Origin of the sequence: Selenomonas sp. CM52 (assembly GCF_000292955.1) — a bacterium.
Classification (GTDB): domain Bacteria; phylum Bacillota; class Negativicutes; order Selenomonadales; family Selenomonadaceae; genus Selenomonas.
This window is the reverse complement of record NZ_ALNM01000020.1, coordinates 1-17,054: the sequence shown is the minus strand read 5'-3', so window position 1 is coordinate 17,054 and position 17,054 is coordinate 1. Positions and strand designations below refer to the sequence as shown.

Genomic DNA, 17,054 nt, shown 5'->3' with positions numbered 1-17,054 from the left:
CGACAAATATTTAAAGTATATTTATAATCTTTGCAGCAAAAGATGAAAGTTTAGCCTTTATTTCTTTCGTCTTTGCCCTGCCGCCCTCTTATCCCTGCAAGGCCTGCTGCAGATCGGCCTTGAGGTCTTCGACGTCCTCGATGCCGACGGAGAGACGCAGGAGTTTGTCGTCGAGTCCCGTGCGCTTTAGGAGCGCGGCGGGCATTTCAGCGTGCGTCTGGGCGATCGGATACGTCAGAAGCGTCTCGACGCCGCCGAGGCTTTCAGCGAAGGCGATGAGATGCAGCTTACCGAGAGCCGCCTTCGCGAGTTCGGCGGAGCGCACCTTGAAGGAGATCATGCCGCCCGCGCCGCTCGCCTGCTTCTGCTGCAGCGCGTAGCCCGGATGGTCGGCGAGTCCCGGGTAGAGCACTTCGGTGACTTCGGGCAGCGTGCCGAGCCACTGGGCGATGGCGAGCGCGTTCTCTGCCTGCCGCTCGACGCGCACGCCGAGCGTCTTGATGCTGCGCAGCATGAGCCACGAGTCGAGCGCCGAGAGGTTCGGCCCTGCCGATTTGGCGAGCAGTTCGATGCGTTTTGCCTGCGCGCTCGTCGCATCTTTGAGCACGAGGAAGCCTGCGATGACGTCGTTGTGTCCGCACAGATATTTCGTGCCGCTGTGCAGCACGATGTCCGCGCCGAGCGTCAAGGGCTTCTGGAAATGCGGCGAGAGGAAGGTATTGTCAACGGCGAGCAGGGCGCCGTTTTCGTGAGCGAGCGCAGAGAGCGCCGCGATGTCCGAGATCTGCATCATCGGGTTCGACGGCGTTTCAATGAAGACGAGCTTCGTCTCGGGACGCATACGCTTGCCGACGAGCGCGAGGTCGCGCACGTCGACGTATTCGAAGGTGATGCCGTAGTCTGCAAAGACTTCTTCGGCGAGGCGCACCGTACCGCCGTAGAGGTCTTCGCTCATCAGGACGTGATCGCCCGCCGAAAGAAGAGAGAAAACGAGCTGCACCGCCGCCATGCCCGAGGAAAGCGCCCAAGAGCGCCCGCCGCGCTCTAGGAGCGCCACCGTCTTTTCGAGAGATTCGCGCGTCGGATTCGCCACGCGTCCGTAGTCGTAGCCCGTGCTCTCGCCGAAACGCGGATGACGGAACGTCGCCGACAGGCAGATCGACGGACTGATCGCCCCCGTCGCGTCGTAGGTATGGCAGCCGTGCACTTCAAGCGAATGATCTTTCATGATTCTTCCCCCAATATACTATTCATATTGATATACTATGGTTTAATATTATAGCATAGGAAGAAGATTTGCGCCACAAGATAATGCAGCGCTTGCAGAGGGCTCTTTGTCAAGAGTTACGGTGAAATTTTTTCAAAAAATTTTATGCCGCTTTTGATCGGCGGGCTTGTCGGGCTTTATTGTTCAGCAGGAATATGATGCGGCGACGGAAATTTGTGATGTTGCGGAAGCCATAGCAGATGCGTTTCAATACTTTGATCGTATTGTTGCATCCCTCCGTGAAGCCGTTGTTGTAGCCAGTCTGAATTCCCAGCCAGATTTCTGAAATTCAAAAAGCAGCAGCACGAAGGCATGATGCTCTTCGCGTCGCTGTTTTTTGCTGGCGCATGCAGATGCCGACTGCAAAATTTTATGGCAATGAAAAAATATTTTTAGAATTAGCAGGAAAATCCGCGGGGGGGGAATAATATCCATGTCTAGAGTATATTAGAGTTTGTTCAAGGAGGAGTTCTATGAGACAACGCGTATGGAGTTTAACGATTGCACTCTGCGCCGTCCTGTGCGTCGCGCTCGGGGCGAATGCGGGCCTCGCGTCGGCGAAGGGGTTCCCCGTCGTGGTCGCACAGTATACGGTTGCGGGGGAGGGCGGCGATGTCGACATCCACTACAACGTCATCATTCACCAGGAGGAGAGACAGGTTATTCGCGAGGGACGCGTCACCTCTTATTATGTGCCTGCCGAGCTGGAGATCTACCCGCGCGGCGGCAAGAGCTCGGTGATGCAGGGCGTCTACGGATTCGCGCACAGTAATGTCACGGGCGCATGGCGCGGTATGTTCATCGAGAAGAACGAGAAGGGCGTCTATGATTTTGACTTTGACGACGCGCACCTCGTTCCCGTGGAACAGGCGAGCAGGACGGGCGTTTGTTTCAAGACGGGACCGAATGAAACGGCGCGCACCCTCGTCAAGAAGTTCGGCGCGCGCAAGTACAACAGCATCGCCTATGTCGGGAGTGCCGCCTATGTGCTGAATGTGCTCTATGCCCTTGACAAGGGGAATAAAGTTCCTCCGATGGTAGACGAGGGAACGCTGCGGTGAGGTAGGGATGGTGCTCAAGGAAGGATGTGAGAGCTGTTTATGCGGTGGTCTATAGAGATACTGATTTATGTAGGTGTTTTTATATGGATATGGTGCCTGACAAAACGCCCTAAAGCAGAACGCAAAAAGCTTTCAGTGATTTGGGCAGTTATCGGTGTTTTTTACGCTTCTGTGTTGATTTGGCAAACGGAGCTCGGTTTATGGTTTGCTATACATGCTATGCCGGCACTTGCGACAATGTTTTGCGTACGGTTTGCTTGTATAGATGGAAAGACACGGCCGAGCCTGTTGATAGCAGGTATCGTGGCACTGCTCATAGTTAGAGTTGTCGCTAAATTCATACTTAATATAGAAGAACAAGAAATAGACGAAACTCTCGTGCCTCTTTTCATAGGAATAGTGATAGCATTGCTGGACTATCTCATATGGGCAGATGGATGGCGGTGTATCTTGGATAAGATGACACGACGGATAAGGAGCTGAATGAAATGAGGAATCAAACAAGGAACATTTTTAAGGTCTGCATGGCGGCGCTGCTGTTTACCGCCGCATTCCTGTTCGCGCAGGGCGGCACCGCCTTCGCCACGCCCTATAACGGGGATATCGGGGAGACGCGCTTTACGAGCCTAGACCCGTGGGATAATCAGAGCACCTTTATCCTCAAGCGCTATACGAAACCGAACGGCGGCAGCAGCGGCGGGACTGTCCTCGTGACGCCGGAGCCCGAACAGGGCACCTATGAAATCGTCGACCCGACGCAGGAGGCAGGCCGATGGAACCGGTCGTTTGACTACGACGAGAAAACAGGCGTGCTCACCCTCTACGATGATGGGGGCCCCATCGAGCGGTGGACAATTTTATCATGGAAGGGGTGGGAGCCGGGCGATGTGCGGGTAGAGCAGCTCATCCCCGAGAACAGCGCCTATGACGCGATCTATGAGTGGCAGGAAGACCGCAGCGCCCATGTTGCCTATATCCCGGGTATCGGGGAAAGGACCCTGCCTGAGTATATCTTGAATGTAATAAGGATGTTCAATAGCATGAAGGACCTCCTCGACGAAGGAGAAACGTACGCGCTCGGCGGTGATGCCAATGGCGAGTTTATCACATTTGTCGTGCGCAAGACGAAAAAGCAGGCAAGCGCCCCGCAGGCAAGCCCCGCCGTTCCCGCGCGCTACATGCTCATCGATGCGAATGACAGCTCGGAATGGGTCGCGTTCAGCTACGATACCGCGACGGGGATATTCACGATGTATGCGGATTCCGAGAACGGGGCGGACGAGCCGTATTCGTATCGCCGGTTCCTCTCTGACGGCAGACTTGAAACAAAACAGCTGAACGGTACTGTTAGCGGTATCTTTACACCAAACGGCAGCGGGGAATACTGGGCTGGGTCTACTCGTATTTACCGTTACGTCACCGACGGTATGCGCCTCTTCCTGCAAAAGGTACGCTGAACGAACACGCGGCAATTCCAAATGAAAAAGGGGCTGTAACGAAATTGTGTAAAAGCACGATGCCGTTACGGCTCCTTTTTTATGCCGACATGCCCTCTCCGCGGCATCCGCCGCGCAGTTCGCGGAGGCGGATGCACCGAGCGTCTTTGCCGCGGGTCGCCCGCATGGGATCTCTTGCCGCCGCACATCCCCGTGCGCAGGAGAGGGATATGACGGCGCCCGCGACCTATCAGTAAGGGAAAGTATAGGAAGCGCTGATAAAATGAGGTCGCCCAGATTTGCACAGATGCGCTGTATCTATAGCGGTCAACGTCAGCCAATCATGCGGCGCACTTCGCGCTTGCATTCTTGGGACGTTTTCGCATACGAGCCGTTGCCCAATCGCCTGCGTCCTTCGGACTTGGCTCTTGGACGGCTCAGCAAGGAGACAAACCACAGGCGTAGCGGTGCTACGTCGAGGATTTGTCGACGACGAGAGGACAGCGCAGATGTGTGAAGATGGGTGGCTGAATTTATCAGTGATTCCTATATACAACGCATATACAATTGGGGCTTTCTGCGCGACACAATACATTGTTGCACGGAAAGCCCTGTTTTTATACCCGTCTTGATATCAATTGAACCTTCACGGCACTGCTCGCATACGCTTCAACTTGAATTTTATCATTGACTGTGCTATTATCACAAAAGAATACTATAGGAATCGGGTGCATTTTGCCCCGGCATAACAGCTTCACGTTATGCAGAAAGGTTATGAAAGCAATGTCCATTCGCGTCAAACTCCTCTCCATTCTCATCACGCTTTTTGTCTTCATCGTTGCGCTCGTTGGATTCAACTTCCACACGTTCGACCAGCTCAAAGGCGACTCGCCGATGGTGAACGCCTCCGGGTCGCTGCGCATGAAGGCGTACCAGCTCTCGTGGCTCTCCGCGCGTCTCGTCTCGGCGGACGACACGGAAGCCGGCGCGATCCGGAAGAACATCGAAGAATTTATCGCCCAGTACGACAAGATTCTCAAAGGGCTCGATGCAGGCGATCCCGCGCTGAACCTCACGAAAACGGACGATCCTGCCGCACGCGCGCAGCTCGACGCGGTAAAGCCGCGCTGGGAAGCCTACCGCGCGCAGGTTACCGCCGTGATGGACGCGGACAGCCCGGAGGCGCGCACCGCAGCGGACGCCAAGGTCGCGGCTTCCGTCGCGGACTACGTTGCCGAGGTCAATAAGCTCGTCGGCGCATACGACGCCGCAAGTCAGGAAAAGATCGCTGCCTCCAAGACCGTACAGGAGATCGTCATCCTGCTCGCCCTCATCATCGTGGGCGGCGCATTCTTCGTCATATTCACGCAGATTCTGCGCCCGCTCGCTATGTTGACACACTCTTTTGCAGACATTGCAGAGGGGGACGGCGATCTCACGCAGCGGATGCACGCCGAGCGCGACGATGAGATCGGGCAGATCGTACAGTATTTCAATAAATTTGTCGCGAATTTGCAGACCATCATGCGCGGCGCACAGGACGCCGCCAAGCAGGTCTCCGCCCTCTCGACGAACCTCTCGCAGGCGAGCAGCGAGAGCAGCCGTGCCGTCGAACACGTCGCGCACATCATTACGGACGTCGCGGGCGACGCGAACGCACAGAATAGAGATATGCAGGGGCTTTCCGATCGCGTCACCGCCATTGCGGGCAATATGACGCAGATGCTCGACTATGCACAGCATTCGTCCGATCTCTCGGTCGGATCGAAGAAGCACGCGGAAGCGGGGCGCACGAACGTCAGCAATGTCTCGGCGCAGACGGATCGCCTACGCGGCATCGTTGACGAGATGAACGAAAATGTCCAGACGCTCACCCAATACGCGGAGGACATCAACCAGATCGTCGACATCATCAAGGATCTCTCCGGGCAGACCAACCTCCTCGCCCTCAACGCCGCCATCGAGGCCGCACGCGCGGGAGAGTCGGGGCGCGGCTTTGCCGTCGTCGCCGAAGAGGTGCGCAAACTCGCCGAGAACTCCGGCAACGCCGCGGATGAGGTGACGAAAAAAATCGCCGACATCCGCGGCCAGGTCACGCAGACACGCACGGCAAACGATACGCTCGTGCGCGAACTCGACGAGATCATCGCCGTTGTGAAGGGGCTCACTGGCGCACTTGACACCATCCTGGAGAGCTCGCGCGCCAGTGCCGATGCCGTCGCCGAAATCAGCGCGCTCAGTCGTTCGACTTCGTCCGATACGAAGGACATGGAGACGACGACGCAGGGCGTCGCAAAGAGCGCCACGCATATCGCGAGCCTCTCCGAGGACTCCGCCGCCGCCATCGAGCAGCAAACCGCCTCCATCGAGGAGTTCACCGCCACCGCCGAAAACCTCGCGCAGCTCGCATCGAACCTCGAGGGGCTGGTCGGCAAGTTTAAGGTATGATATCGACGTCCCACACATAGAAAAGAGCGCAGGCAGCAATGCCCGCGCTCTTTTTATATGGGTCGTGACCCAGTTGAGCGCGGCATGAAAATCACGATGCAGGAGATCCTCCGAGATCTGTGCCTGCCGATCTGCTTTTGTGATACCGTTCGACTTATGATTGGGATGGTGACTTACTTGACAAGATCTTCTTCGGTCTTTATACTAAAACCAAAGAGGTCAAAGAACCTTTTACCCTCCAGGGGCAATTGAAGCCCGGCGGACTGGTAAAAGGTCTTGGCCTTTCTTTTCTTCTTCTTTTTGCAGTTTGAACTTGACAAGATCTTCTTCGGTCTTTATACTGTAGTTAATGAGGTTGCCTTTTCTAGCTGCCAGGGGGAATTGGACCCCGGCGGGAGCTAGAAATTTGGTAGCCTTTTCTGTTTGCATGCTTTGTACCAGCTTGCGTTTTCTTATTTTCCATTGACAAAAGCCCTTTCTTTCCTTATACTTTGCATTGAGAGGCAGCTCGTTTCTTTCCCCAGGGAGAATTGCACTCCGGCGGATCGGAAGAAACGGGCAGCTTTTTCTTTATCTGCCGCATCCTGCGTCTTCTTCCCTTTCCTCGGGAGCTGCGCTTTGGGACGCGATTTTTTCTTGCTCGGCGAAATTTCCCGCGCTTTTCTTCTGGTGCGTTTCGAAGGCTTCGTTCACTTCCTTGCGGCTGAAGGCGGCTACGGCGCGGTCGTAACCGTAGCCCGCATCCTGCGAGATCACGCTGTAGGGGCTGTTTTCTTGGATCGCCTTGCCGACGAAATCGTAGATGTTTTCCTTGAGGAGGTCGGCATCCACGCGGCCATCGTCGTACTTGCCGTTTCGGAGCGTGTCGATCAGAAAGCGTGCAGCGAAGTCTTCATCGAGCTTCTGCCAGCCTTTTTCGTCGGTCGGCGTGTAGATGGAAAGGCCTTCCTTGAAGGTGTTCTCGCGGAAATTGCGTGCGTAGTCCTTCTGTATTTTCAGCTCGATGCCTTCCTTCGCGTCGTCCGTCGCCTTGAACGCGCCCGGATGGACGGCGAGCGTGCCGTCGGACTGTGCGCCAATTTTGCCGTCCCATCCTTTCTGCCACGGAATCTGGCTGGCTTCGAGCAGCTCGACGATCTTCTCCGTCGTTTCCATATAGACGTCGCGTTTCGGGTGCTTCATTCTGCTTTCCTTCCTTTCATCGGTAGTGTTTTTCATTTGCACGAAGTCTTCTTCCGGCTTTACTTTTTGGATGTCTTTTGATACAATGAATGTACAAAGAGCGTCCATGGCTGCGGATGACGCGCGAAACTCGTTCGCGTGGGTTCTGAGCCATTTGAGGCTCTTCTTTTTGTTGATTCTTCGCCGCGCCATGCCACGCTTGCTGATAGTAGAAATTCCCATCGGAAGTCTTGACACCGGCGAGCATTTCGCGTATACTAACAGTAGTGGGAGCGTGTTGCCGCGTGTTTATGCTAACCCTATGTTGGGTGGGCATCAACGCGGGATCACGCTCCTTATTTGCGTACTGGATTTGATACAGCTCCACTTGCGCTGTTTCTCCAATAAGGCAGCCGTTTCGTTCCTCCGCAATCAAGACAAGCGTGTTCAGTTGGTTATTGTGCTTGACGGGAAGCATGATGTAATAATACGCATTTACCGTATTTTTATGGTGTTGTGCGCGTTTTTGTCCATCGGACATGCCCGAGAGGTTTCTTCCTGCTTTGCGATTTGGCGCGATCTCGATGACGACAGAACTTTTTATGAAATCTTCCATGTTACTCAATACTTTTCCCGTAACCACAAGATTTTTGCGCCTATCCGTCGCCTTATTGCGAACAACATGCCTCTTTCCATAAGGTCTGCTCGAAATGCCAACATTAGCCGAAGCATCAAGCGTGAGTATGGGGCTTTGATGTGCAAGCTGAGCAATGAACGCCGCTGCTTGCTGATTTGTCATACCACGCAGCCAATTGTCCATGGCATCCATATCGAGCACTGGAACGCGCTCATCGAGATCGACGCCTAAAATACTGCACACTTTCCGACGGGCGTGAATTTTTTTCCGAGGCTTTGCCAAAGGGCGATTTTTCCTGTATACTGGGAGTGAAACAGGTGCTGTGACGGAAAGGAGCGCGGACGATGAAAGAGCAGGCGAGCACGCAGGTGCATGATTTGAACGATCCCGATATGGCGGGCGATGTTCTGACGATGGACGAGGTTGTCGCGGAATTCGGCTATGACTGGGGTCCGCCGAACTTCTGGCCGATCGACGAAACACCGACGCAGGAAGAGCTTCAAGAATGGGGACGCAAGATGGGCGTCATGGACTGACCGGAAAGTAACGAATCCGTGCAGGACATATAGACAGCGAAAAAGAATCCCTCCGACGGGACTGTCGTCGGAGGGATTCTTTTTTGTTCTTCACTTGAACGGCACGAAGCCTTTTGGCTTTTCACGTTCATAGGGATAGCTTTTCTTCAGTTCCTCGCTGTAGGGATCGACGAAGAGCAGTTCGCCTTTTCCGTATTCCTTCTGGCGCTCGATCTCCGTATCGAGTTCTTCAGCTTGCTGATCGCGCCGGAGGTGCGTCCTTGCAGCGAGAAGTGCGAGTTACCCAATCAGTCTGCGCCCTTCGGGCTTGACTTCTTGGACTTTCATAGTAAGCTACACGCACAAACGTCCACTTTGTGGACATTGTGCGCCGCCCTTAATGAAAGTTACCCAATCAGTCTGCGCCCTTCGGGCTTGACTTCTTGGACTTTCATAGTAAAGCCTCACTTCTTGGTACAATAGAAATACAATCTTTCTTTAGCAGAACGATGCGACAATTAAACTTGCAATCTTTCCATCCCCTTCTGTACAATCGAATGCCCAAAAGGCAACGAAGATGCTATAATATGAACAAGAAGAGAATATATAGCAGGCGCAGGGTTGCCCGCCATAGGAAAGGAGCGTTGTCATGGAATACATATCGGGGCTTCATGCGCTCAACATTCCGTGCCGTTTGGAAACGAGCGGCGATTGGCATACGCTGTCGTTGTCATGGAAAACCATTCCCTTATGGAATACGGAGAAATCGCCGTTTGGCACAGAAGGGATCGAACGGCATCAAAGTCTTATGGGCAAAAAAGGGACTTTCTACATTGCAAACCACATCCGAGCCTGCCTTGATCTGCTCTTGGCAGGAGATTTCTCCAATTTGCAAGGTATGCGCCGCGATTATATCTGCACGGATATTTATGACGCAGATATTTTTGCCGCTGTTTGGAAACTGCGCGAGACAGCGCACTGGGCAGACATCGACCGATTCATGGAAAAAGAGTATCGAATGAAGTGGATTCTTTTCAGGAAGGAGCAAAGGGCGAATGAATACCGCACAAATGCGTCATATAGAAATCATGCGTAATTTCTTGACAGAACTCAACAAGGAAACCGATACGTTCATCTTGAAAGGCGGGACGAGCCTTCTTCTTGCTTATGGACTAGATCGGTTTTCCGAGGATATTGACTTGGATGGAGAGAAACGGCGTCTCAAGGGATTCATCGAGAGTTATTCCCAAAAGCATGGATTTTCTTTCCGTATCGCCAAGGATACGCCAACCGTCGAGCGATTCATGCTGGCATATGACCCATCCATACAGAAACCATTAAAAATCGAAATCTCCTATCGCAGCCGCAGCATTCCAGCGAATACGCATCATCGCGTGAATGGAATAGAGGTCTACACAATCGACCGAATTTGCCAGTTGAAAACAGGCGCGTACCAGGGACGGGATAAGATCCGTGATCTCTATGACATTTGCTTCATTTGCGATCGATACTTTGAGGACTTGTCGGAGTCTGCAAAGGAGCAGCTGAAGGACGCTTTGACCTATAAAGGCTTTGATTATTTTGATTATGTCACTTCCACGCAGGACGACGCACTGATCGATAAGGACACATTGGCAGGACTTTATCTGAATATGTTTGAAAAGCTGAATCTTCTCTATTCAGAGGAGGAAGCGAAAACTCTTTCTGCCAAGGAAACGGATGCAGAAAAAGAAGACGATGAACAAGAGGACTGGCGCCGCTGAAACCGACGAGCAGAGAATCTCATGCCAGTTCTTTCCATAAACCGCTCCGATGCCGCAAAACCGCTTTATCTCGTGGGATAAGGCGGTTTTTCTGCTGTCGGGCGAGAAACCGTCGTATTTCAAGGGATGCAGCGGCTTCTTTCGCCTTTTCCGTGCCCTACACGTCAAGCCGATGCGTGATGTGGCTCTTTGTCAAACGAAAACGGTGTCCCATTTCAAGCGAAACGGGACGCCGCTGAATATATATCCTGAAAGCTCAGATATAGACGCGCGGCACGCGCGATGCTATGAGACATGGGATCTCGTAGTTGATCGTGCCGAGCCAATCGGCAACATCGTCGGCACTCAGCGTCGCCGAGCCGAAAAGCGTGACTTCCGTTCCTTCGGCGACTCCTTCGACGTCCGTGACGTCGATCATGCACTGATCCATGCAGATGCGCCCGACGACGGGAGCGGTCTTGCCGAGGATTTCGACGTGCGCCTTGCCCGAGAGGGCGCGGATATAGCCGTCGGCATAGCCGAGGGGGAGCGTCGCGATGCGGCTCTTTCGCTTGGCGTGCCAGGTGCAACCGTAGCCGATGGCAAATCCCTCGGGCACGTCCTTGACGAAGAGCACACGCGCCTTGAGCGCCATCGCGGGGCGAAGCGGCGACTTCTCGCGTACGTCGCGAGCGACTTCTTCGCTCGGGTACATGCCGTACTGGATGATGCCCGCACGCACCATGTCGAGATGCGCTTCGGGCATTTGGAGGATCGCCGCGCTCTCGGCGATATGGCGCAGCTTCAGATGAACGCCCGCCTCTTCTATGGCTTCTGCGGCACGCAGGAAGAGCGCAAGCTGTCCTCTTGCGTGCGCCTTGTCTCGAACGTCTGCCATGGCGAAGTGGGAGAACGCGCCTTCCAGCTCGATATTCGGCAGGGCGGCGATGTCACGCGCGAGTGCAGGCGCTTCTTCGCTCGTACAGCCGATGCGCCCCATGCCCGTGTCGATGGCGAGGTGCAGCTTCGCTGTCTTTTCCTGACGCATGGCTTCGGTGGAAATGGCTTTGGCGAGCGCGAGATTCGCGACGGTCTGCGTCACATCGAGGGCGACAGCTTCGGCGGCTTCAAGAGGGTCGATGAGTCCGAGAACGAGGAGCGGCGTCCCAATCCCCGCGCGGCGAAGCTCGGCGGCTTCTGAGAGCGTGGCGACGGCGAGGTACGCCGCGCCCGCCGCGATCGCCTCCTTCGCGACGGTGAGAGCGCCGTGCCCGTAAGCGTTCGCCTTGACGACGGCGCAGAGTTTTGCGCCGCCACAGAGCGCCTCGCCGATCACGCGGTAATTGTGCCGGATCGCTTCGAGACTGATTTCAGCCCAGACGGCACGCTTGCTCATGGGAAAGCCCCCTTCGCTTTGATGGGCGTGATTTTCGCATACGTTTACTTTCACGGCTTTTCGATGACTTCCACGCCGCCCATGTAGGGGACGAGCGCCTTGGGCACGCGCACGGAGCCGTCTTCCTGCTGATAGTTTTCGAGGATCGCCGCGACCGTGCGCCCGACGGCAAGCCCCGAGCCGTTCAGCGTGTGGCAGAACTCGGGCTTCGCCTTCGGCTCGCGGCGGAACTTGATGTTTGCGCGGCGAGCCTGATAGTCGAGGCAGTTCGAGCACGAGGAGATCTCGCGGTAGGTGTTCTGCGCGGGCATCCAGACTTCGATGTCGTATGTCTTTGCCGACGTGAAGCTCATGTCGCCCGTGCAAAGGAGCACGACGTGATAGGGAATCTCCAAAATACGCAGCACGTCTTCCGCCGCATCGACCATGCTTTCGAGCTCATCCCAAGAGTCTTCGGGTTTCGTGAACTTGATGAGCTCGACCTTGTTGAACTGGTGCTGGCGAATGAGGCCGCGCGTGTCGCGCCCCGCGCTGCCAGCTTCTGCACGGAAGCATGCCGTGTAGCTCGTGTAGCGCTCGGGCAGTTTCCTGCCGTCGAGGATTTCGTCGCGGTGATAGTTCGTCGTCGGCACTTCCGCCGTCGGCACGAGGTAGTAGTCGAGGCCTTCGAGCTTGAACATGTCCTCGGCGAATTTCGGCAGCTGTCCCGTGCCGATCATGCTCGCCTCGTTCGCGATGTAGGGCGCGAGCATTTCCGTGTAGCCGTGCTTCGTCGCGTGCAGATCCATCATGAAATTGATGCAGGCGCGTTCGAGCCGCGCACCGAGTCCCTTGTAGAAGGTGAAGCGTGCGCCCGTGACCTTCGCCGCACGCTCGGCGTCGAGGATGTCGAGATCAGCGCCGAGATCCCAGTGCGCCTTCGGCTCGAAGGTGAACTTTCGCGGTTCGCCCCAGCGGCGCACTTCAGGGTTCTCCGTGTCGTCCTTGCCGACGGGCACGTCGTCCTTCGGCATGTTCGGGATGTTCAGGAGGATGGTGTGCAGCTCGTCTTCCACCTCGCGCGTCCGAGCGTCGAGATCGGCGATCTTCCTGCCGACCTCGCGCATTTCGGCGGAGATCGCCGTGACGTCCTCGCCCTGCTTCTTCTTCGCGCCGATCTCCTTCGACACGCTGTTGCGCCGCGCTTTGAGTTCTTCCGCCTCCTGCAGGAGCGTGCGGCGCTTCTCCTCAAGCTCCTTGAAGCCGCTCAGTTTCAGCGGGTTACAGCGCTTTTCGAGCATCGCCTGCACCTCGTCGATATGATCCCTGACAAATTTGATGTCCAGCATGTCGAATCCTCCCATTGGCAGAAAATATCTGCCACAAATCGTTTTATCTTCGTATTATAGCACAGGCGGGGCGCTTACGGCAAAGTTCCTATGACGACAAAAGGAGCTATGGGGAAAATACTTTCGCATTTCCCCACAGCCCCTTGGAAAATCAGCCGCTATTTGACGACGAGCACAGGGCACTTCGCCTGCTCGACGATGTACTGGCTCACGCTGCCGAGAAGCACGCCCTTGACAACACCGAGGCCGCGGCTTCCCATGACGATGAGATCCGTGCCGCTGTGCTCCGCGAAATCGAGGATGGCGACGGCGGGCGAACCCGTCTCCGAGAACGCTTCCTTCTTGATGCCCGACGGCACCATCTGCATGGCGCGATCGAGAATCACGTTGCCCGCCTTCGTGACCGCTTCAAGCACCACGTCGGACAAGCAGGCATTGATCGCGAGCTGGTTGATATTCGCGATGTAGAGGAAGTTCAGCTTCGCCTCGCAAACCTCCGCGAGCTTGATCGCCTCCGCTACGGCGCGATCCGAGCCTTCCGAACCGTCAATGGGGACGAGAATGTTCTTCAACATGGTATAAACCCTCCTTCTACCAATAGCCTTTGTCAAAGCTGCGCCATGCGCCGCCCTTGACTCATTTGGCAATGAGGACGGCGCATTTCGCCTCCTCCATGACCTCCTGGCTCACGCTGCCCAGCAGGAAACCTGTGACAGGAGAAAGCCCCCGGCCACCCATGATGATGAGATCGTGCCCGTTTGCCGCCGCGAATTCCACAATCTTGCGGGACGGCATGCCGACCACCACATGACTCTCGGCATCCAAGCCCGCGGGCAATTCCTTCCGCGCTTCTTCCAAGACCTCCTCGGCGGAAGATACGCCTTTCGCCATCACGCTCAAAGGAAGCCACGACGGATGATCGGGGTCGCCGTCGGTCTCCCTCTCGAAATAGGACACGAAGAGGATGTCGATATGCGCTCCGACCGGCTCTGCGAGCTTCACCGCCATCTCCAACGCCTTCTTGGAATGCAGCGAGCCGTCCACCGGCACGAGGAACTTCATCTTATCCTTCACCTTGGCACCTCCTTCCACCATGGTCTGTCTTTCTACCTGTATAGTTCGTGAAAGAGAAGGAAAATCCTCTCCCTTTTTAGAAATTTTTTGGAAATTTTTCGTTGATTTTCGCTGATTTTCCTCTACACTCCAAAGCAAAAACCTGCCAATCGCACCCTTCGCGTGATATAATAGAAACGCAGACAAACGCGCTGATCCGGGGGGAATGCGTTGCATGAAACGCCCCTGCCCTTGACCATGCGCAGAACATGCGATTGAGCATGAATCTAGGAGGAATTCCATGAAGAAGAACTCACCGGCGAACGATATTTCCGCCATCCTGCAGGAAACGACCATTGCCGGCGTATATGAGGCGGCACGCACCCTGGACGGCGTGACGAAGAAAACGCAGCTCCTCGACAGCCCCTTTTTTTCCGCATTGAGCCAAAACGACGTCTATCTGAAGCCCGAGAATCTTCAGAACACCGGCTCGTTCAAGGTGCGCGGCGCCTACAACAAGATCGCTCATCTGACGGATGAGGAACGCTCCAAGGGCGTCATCACCTCGTCCGCCGGCAATCACGCGCAGGGCGTCGCGCTCGCTGCCCAGCGACTCGGCGTCAAAGCCGTCATCTGTATGCCCGCTACGACGCCTCTCCTCAAGGTCGAGGCGACGCGCTCCTACGGCGCTGAAGTCGTGCTTGCAGGCGACACCTTCGATGACGCCTACAAGCGCTCGCTCGAACTGCAGGCGGAGAAGGGCTATGTCTACGTCCATCCATTCAACGACCGCGACGTGCTCTTGGGGCAGGGAACGACGGCGCTCGAAATCATCGACGAACTCAAAGATGTCGACGCCATCCTCGTGCCCATCGGCGGCGGCGGCTTCGCCTCGGGCGTGGCATTCGCAACGAAATCCGTGCGCCCCGAGGTCAAAGTCATCGGCGTCGAGCCTATGGGCGCCGCCTGCATGGCCGCCTCCTTCAGCCGAGGGCAAGTCTCGACGCTGCCCTCTGTCGAGACGGTCGCCGATGGATGCGCCGTAAAGACGCCGGGCGACCTGACCTTCGCCTTCTGCCGCAAGTATCTCGACGACATCATCACCGTCTCCGAGATGGAGATCATGAGCGCCCTGCTCTTCCTCATCGAGAAGCACAAGCTCATCGCCGAAGGCGCGGGCGTCCTCTCGCTCGCGGCGCTCACACGGCTGCCCTTCCAAGGCAAGAAGGTCGTGTCCATCCTCTCGGGCGGCAACATCGACATCTCGACCATATCGGCGCTCATCAGCAAGTCCCTCATCGCGCGCGGCCGCATCTTCTGCTTCGCCGTGCAGCTGCCCGACAAGCCCGGCCAGCTTCTCAAGGTGGCGGAAATCGTCGCGCGTGAGCACGCCAATGTCATCAAACTCGTCCACAACCAGGCGAGCGTCACCGACAGCTTCCAGCAGGTGCAGCTCGAAGTCACCGTGGAGACGCACAACCGCGAGCATATTGAAAGACTGACCGCCGCCTTGGAAAAAGAGGGTCTGCCCGTCACAAAGATCTATTGACGCAGCTCCTTGAAAAACTTTCCTTTCTACGAAAACACGGACATTTGTGCGTGTAGCTTATGAAGGAGACTTTGCCTTATGGAAAATTACCTTGCGGCGCTCGCGACCCATACAGGCCCCCTGCTCGCCATCTTTTTCGCCGCCTTCCTACAGGCGATCACGGGCTTCGGACTCGTCATCGTGGCGGCGCCCCTCTTGATGTTCTTCTACGATCCGAAGATCGTCGTGCCCGTCATGCTGCTTCTCGCATGCTCAGGCAACACCGTGCAGGCCTATTTGATGCGCAAGAAGGCGAACCTTCCTCTGATCGGTCACCTCGCGATCGGTGTCTTGCTCGGCATCCCCATCGGTTTCTTCGTCTTCGACTATGTATCGAGCGACACCTTGAAGGTCTGGATCAGCACCGTCGTCTTCCTCTCGCTCCTCATCATGCAGATCTCGCATCGTCACATCCCGGAATCAAGGCGCAACACGATCATCACGGGCATGTGCTCGGGCTTCTCCTCCATGACGACGGGCATGGCGGGACCGCCGTTCCTCATCTACCTCGCCTACACGAAAATGAGCGCCGAAACCTTCCGCGCCACATGCTTCGTCTTCTTCCTTTGCTGCAACTCGACGTCGCTCATCGGCTACCTGATCGGCGGACACCCGCTGACGGCTGCCGTCCACGAGTTCATCTACCTCCTTCCCGCCCTCGCCGCAGGACTTTCCCTCGGGCACGTGCTCGCGCGCTTCATTCCCACAAGCCTCTTGCGCCGCCTGATCTTCTTCGTCCTCTATGCCACTTGCATTTACACGATCTGGAGCGTCGTATCGAAGGGGTAGCCAAACAAAAAAGAGCCGAGCTTTGACTCGACTCTTTTTTCGTTTACAGCTCAGAAATCAGAGATCCGCCTTCCAAAGACCGTGCAAATTACAGTACTCGTAGACCGCGACCGGCTCATCTCCCTCGGCGAGGAAGAACACCGCCTCAGGCTTGTCCTCGGGCGTCAGATGACAGATCTGCGCTCCCTTCTTCGTCTCAAGGTGAATCCACGAGATCAGATGCTCAGGCGTCATCGGATGCGCGACCGAACCGACGACGACCGTGACCTTGCGCGCCGCCTTGTCATACGTCGCTACGGGCACATGCTTCTCCTGCGCTGCATCCGTCGTGTTCGCCTTCAGTTCCTTCAGATCCTCGCCGCAGCAAGACAGCTTGCCGCCGCCGTCATGAATCAGACCGACGATATCTCCCGACTCCTTGCAAATGAAAAACCTCTTTGCCATAATATCTCCTCCTTCAAGATAAAAAATCCTGTTTATATTGTAGCATATCACATCTTCTACGGCTATATTTTTCTCGCATTCACAATTCCTTGTATCCAGGCGGCACTGGTGCGACGATACTCACGAAGATGAAATCTTCCTCGCCCGTATTGCGCAGACCGTGACACGTCCCCTTGCCCGTGATGATGA

General features: G+C 55.7%; 18 protein-coding genes and 1 pseudogene. 8 read left to right on the top strand and 11 right to left on the bottom strand.

Features of this window, described 5'->3' with window-relative positions; genetic code table 11:
• Positions 1–88: 88 nt before the first annotated feature.
• On the bottom strand, positions 89–1,228 hold the full coding sequence (locus HMPREF1153_RS04540; protein ID WP_009645807.1) for a trans-sulfuration enzyme family protein: 1,140 nt from the start codon (positions 1,226–1,228) through the stop codon (positions 89–91).
• A gap of 142 nt (positions 1,229–1,370) precedes the next feature.
• On the bottom strand, positions 1,371–1,535 hold the full coding sequence (locus HMPREF1153_RS12280) for a transposase (RefSeq protein ID WP_369791796.1): 165 nt from the start codon (positions 1,533–1,535) through the stop codon (positions 1,371–1,373).
• Positions 1,536–1,740: 205 nt separating this feature from the next.
• Here HMPREF1153_RS12280 and HMPREF1153_RS04535 point away from each other — a divergent pair, with 205 nt between their 5' ends.
• The 3 genes from HMPREF1153_RS04535 (at position 1,741) to HMPREF1153_RS04520 (ending at position 6,212) form a co-directional block, all read left to right on the top strand.
• Positions 1,741–2,328 (top strand): hypothetical protein, encoded by a 588-nt coding sequence (locus HMPREF1153_RS04535; RefSeq protein WP_009645836.1) that lies wholly within the window; start codon positions 1,741–1,743, stop codon positions 2,326–2,328.
• Between the two features lie 488 nt (positions 2,329–2,816).
• Positions 2,817–3,785 (top strand): hypothetical protein, encoded by a 969-nt coding sequence (locus HMPREF1153_RS04525; protein WP_009645797.1) that lies wholly within the window; start codon positions 2,817–2,819, stop codon positions 3,783–3,785.
• A 762-nt stretch (positions 3,786–4,547) separates the two neighbouring features.
• Positions 4,548–6,212, top strand: a complete 1,665-nt coding sequence (locus HMPREF1153_RS04520; protein WP_009645792.1) for a methyl-accepting chemotaxis protein — start codon at positions 4,548–4,550, stop codon at positions 6,210–6,212.
• Positions 6,213–6,443: 231 nt separating this feature from the next.
• Here the strand turns inward: HMPREF1153_RS04520 and HMPREF1153_RS12890 are convergent, their stop codons facing one another.
• From HMPREF1153_RS12890 to HMPREF1153_RS12665, 3 genes are all read right to left on the bottom strand, one after another.
• Positions 6,444–6,641 carry a hypothetical protein gene (locus tag HMPREF1153_RS12890; protein ID WP_037369855.1) on the bottom strand — a complete coding sequence of 66 codons (198 nt, stop codon included), beginning with the start codon at positions 6,639–6,641 and terminating at the stop codon, positions 6,444–6,446.
• Positions 6,642–6,782: 141 nt separating this feature from the next.
• The gene (locus tag HMPREF1153_RS04510; protein WP_009645779.1) at positions 6,783–7,394 is read right to left on the bottom strand and encodes a hypothetical protein; all 612 of its coding nucleotides are present in this window, start codon (positions 7,392–7,394) and stop codon (positions 6,783–6,785) included.
• A gap of 16 nt (positions 7,395–7,410) precedes the next feature.
• Positions 7,411–8,292 carry a hypothetical protein gene (locus HMPREF1153_RS12665; RefSeq protein ID WP_009645851.1) on the bottom strand — a complete coding sequence of 294 codons (882 nt, stop codon included), beginning with the start codon at positions 8,290–8,292 and terminating at the stop codon, positions 7,411–7,413.
• Positions 8,293–8,354: 62 nt separating this feature from the next.
• Here HMPREF1153_RS12665 and HMPREF1153_RS04500 point away from each other — a divergent pair, with 62 nt between their 5' ends.
• The 3 genes from HMPREF1153_RS04500 (at position 8,355) to HMPREF1153_RS04490 (ending at position 10,288) form a co-directional block, all read left to right on the top strand.
• Entirely contained in the window at positions 8,355–8,546 is a 192-nt protein-coding gene (locus HMPREF1153_RS04500; protein WP_009645787.1) for a hypothetical protein, read from the top strand.
• A gap of 706 nt (positions 8,547–9,252) precedes the next feature.
• Entirely contained in the window at positions 9,253–9,621 is a 369-nt protein-coding gene (locus HMPREF1153_RS12540) for a hypothetical protein (protein ID WP_232208187.1), read from the top strand.
• Positions 9,622–9,625: 4 nt separating this feature from the next.
• The gene (locus tag HMPREF1153_RS04490; protein ID WP_232208186.1) at positions 9,626–10,288 is read left to right on the top strand and encodes a nucleotidyl transferase AbiEii/AbiGii toxin family protein; all 663 of its coding nucleotides are present in this window, start codon (positions 9,626–9,628) and stop codon (positions 10,286–10,288) included.
• Between the two features lie 256 nt (positions 10,289–10,544).
• On the opposite strand, the gene alr is transcribed toward HMPREF1153_RS04490, so the two are convergent.
• From alr to HMPREF1153_RS04470, 4 genes are all read right to left on the bottom strand, one after another.
• A complete protein-coding gene (gene alr / locus HMPREF1153_RS04485; protein ID WP_009645769.1) occupies positions 10,545–11,663 on the bottom strand; it encodes an alanine racemase in 1,119 nt (372 codons plus the stop codon).
• Between the two features lie 50 nt (positions 11,664–11,713).
• Positions 11,714–12,991 (bottom strand): serine--tRNA ligase, encoded by a 1,278-nt coding sequence (gene serS / locus HMPREF1153_RS04480; RefSeq protein WP_009645778.1) that lies wholly within the window; start codon positions 12,989–12,991, stop codon positions 11,714–11,716.
• A gap of 158 nt (positions 12,992–13,149) precedes the next feature.
• Complete coding sequence (locus HMPREF1153_RS04475; protein ID WP_006192601.1) at positions 13,150–13,566, bottom strand: universal stress protein; 417 nt, start codon at positions 13,564–13,566, stop codon at positions 13,150–13,152.
• A 61-nt stretch (positions 13,567–13,627) separates the two neighbouring features.
• The gene (locus tag HMPREF1153_RS04470) at positions 13,628–14,065 is read right to left on the bottom strand and encodes a universal stress protein (RefSeq protein WP_009645881.1); all 438 of its coding nucleotides are present in this window, start codon (positions 14,063–14,065) and stop codon (positions 13,628–13,630) included.
• Positions 14,066–14,345: 280 nt separating this feature from the next.
• On the opposite strand from HMPREF1153_RS04470, the gene ilvA reads away from it, so the two are divergent.
• Positions 14,346–15,593: a threonine ammonia-lyase gene (ilvA, locus tag HMPREF1153_RS04465; RefSeq protein WP_009645863.1), complete on the top strand. Its 1,248-nt coding sequence runs from the start codon at positions 14,346–14,348 to the stop codon at positions 15,591–15,593.
• Positions 15,594–15,671: 78 nt separating this feature from the next.
• Positions 15,672–16,421 (top strand): sulfite exporter TauE/SafE family protein, encoded by a 750-nt coding sequence (locus HMPREF1153_RS04460; RefSeq protein WP_009645777.1) that lies wholly within the window; start codon positions 15,672–15,674, stop codon positions 16,419–16,421.
• A 57-nt stretch (positions 16,422–16,478) separates the two neighbouring features.
• Here HMPREF1153_RS04460 and HMPREF1153_RS04455 read toward each other — a convergent pair whose 3' ends face one another.
• Together HMPREF1153_RS04455 and HMPREF1153_RS13220 are read right to left on the bottom strand one after the other, a co-directional pair.
• The gene (locus HMPREF1153_RS04455) at positions 16,479–16,865 is read right to left on the bottom strand and encodes a desulfoferrodoxin family protein (RefSeq protein WP_009645875.1); all 387 of its coding nucleotides are present in this window, start codon (positions 16,863–16,865) and stop codon (positions 16,479–16,481) included.
• 79 nt (positions 16,866–16,944) lie between these two features.
• Positions 16,945–17,054, bottom strand: a pseudogene (locus tag HMPREF1153_RS13220) (cupin domain-containing protein); the annotation flags it as partial.

Bases quoted from the DNA above. Each gene is read 5' to 3' on its own strand.
- ilvA (WP_009645863.1), top strand. From the start codon at position 14,346: ATGAAGAAGAACTCACCGGCGAACGATATTTCCGCCATCCTGCAGGAA.
- HMPREF1153_RS04520 (WP_009645792.1), top strand. From the start codon at position 4,548: ATGTCCATTCGCGTCAAACTCCTCTCCATTCTCATCACGCTTTTTGTC.
- HMPREF1153_RS04500 (WP_009645787.1), top strand. From the start codon at position 8,355: ATGAAAGAGCAGGCGAGCACGCAGGTGCATGATTTGAACGATCCCGAT.
- alr (WP_009645769.1), bottom strand. From the start codon at position 11,663: ATGAGCAAGCGTGCCGTCTGGGCTGAAATCAGTCTCGAAGCGATCCGG.
- HMPREF1153_RS04525 (WP_009645797.1), top strand. From the start codon at position 2,817: ATGAGGAATCAAACAAGGAACATTTTTAAGGTCTGCATGGCGGCGCTG.
- HMPREF1153_RS04510 (WP_009645779.1), bottom strand. From the start codon at position 7,394: ATGAAGCACCCGAAACGCGACGTCTATATGGAAACGACGGAGAAGATC.
- serS (WP_009645778.1), bottom strand. From the start codon at position 12,991: ATGCTGGACATCAAATTTGTCAGGGATCATATCGACGAGGTGCAGGCG.
- HMPREF1153_RS04475 (WP_006192601.1), bottom strand. From the start codon at position 13,566: ATGTTGAAGAACATTCTCGTCCCCATTGACGGTTCGGAAGGCTCGGAT.
- HMPREF1153_RS04460 (WP_009645777.1), top strand. From the start codon at position 15,672: ATGGAAAATTACCTTGCGGCGCTCGCGACCCATACAGGCCCCCTGCTC.
- HMPREF1153_RS04535 (WP_009645836.1), top strand. From the start codon at position 1,741: ATGAGACAACGCGTATGGAGTTTAACGATTGCACTCTGCGCCGTCCTG.
- HMPREF1153_RS04540 (WP_009645807.1), bottom strand. From the start codon at position 1,228: ATGAAAGATCATTCGCTTGAAGTGCACGGCTGCCATACCTACGACGCG.
- HMPREF1153_RS04455 (WP_009645875.1), bottom strand. From the start codon at position 16,865: ATGGCAAAGAGGTTTTTCATTTGCAAGGAGTCGGGAGATATCGTCGGT.
- HMPREF1153_RS12890 (WP_037369855.1), bottom strand. From the start codon at position 6,641: ATGCAAACAGAAAAGGCTACCAAATTTCTAGCTCCCGCCGGGGTCCAA.